This is a genomic window from Pseudomonas sp. JV245A (genome assembly GCF_032424515.1).
Taxonomy (GTDB): Bacteria; Pseudomonadota; Gammaproteobacteria; order Pseudomonadales; family Pseudomonadaceae; genus Aquipseudomonas; species Aquipseudomonas protegens.
In genome coordinates this window covers 1-422 of sequence record NZ_VYKE01000556.1, presented here as the reverse complement: position 1 = coordinate 422, position 422 = coordinate 1, and the positions used below count along the sequence as shown (strand labels likewise).

The window sequence follows — 422 nt, the reverse complement described above, 5'->3', positions numbered from 1 at the left end:
CAGCAGGGTGGCGGCGTTTTCCCGCTGGCGGCGGGCCAGTTGGCGCTGTTGCGTGGCTTGCTGCACGGCGCGGTTTTCCCGTTGTTGCAGATCGTCCTTGAGGAACTCGATCTCGATCGGTACCTGCTTTTGCAGGTCCTGCAGGCGATCGGCCTCGATCAATTGGCGCAACTGTTTGAACCGCTCGTGGGTGGCGGCCCGTTCCTGTTCGGTCAGTTGCCCCAGGCGCTGGGCTTGTGTTTCCCAGCGGGCAATCGCCTGTTCCAGGCGCCGCAGGTGACCGGCGCAGATCTCCAGGATTTCTTCACGGGTGACGATACGCACCACTTTCGGGCCGCTCATGGGGTTTGCTCCGTGTCTGCCAGGGCTTGGGGCTGCGTCACCGAATCGGCACCGGCCAGCGGCTGCAGGGCCTGCTCGAT

1 pseudogene is annotated in these 422 nt (G+C 64.5%); it reads right to left on the bottom strand.

Annotated elements, in window-relative coordinates:
• Positions 1-342: pseudogene (locus tag F6S12_RS33000) on the bottom strand (hypothetical protein); the annotation flags it as partial.
• Positions 343-422 lie beyond the last annotated feature (80 nt).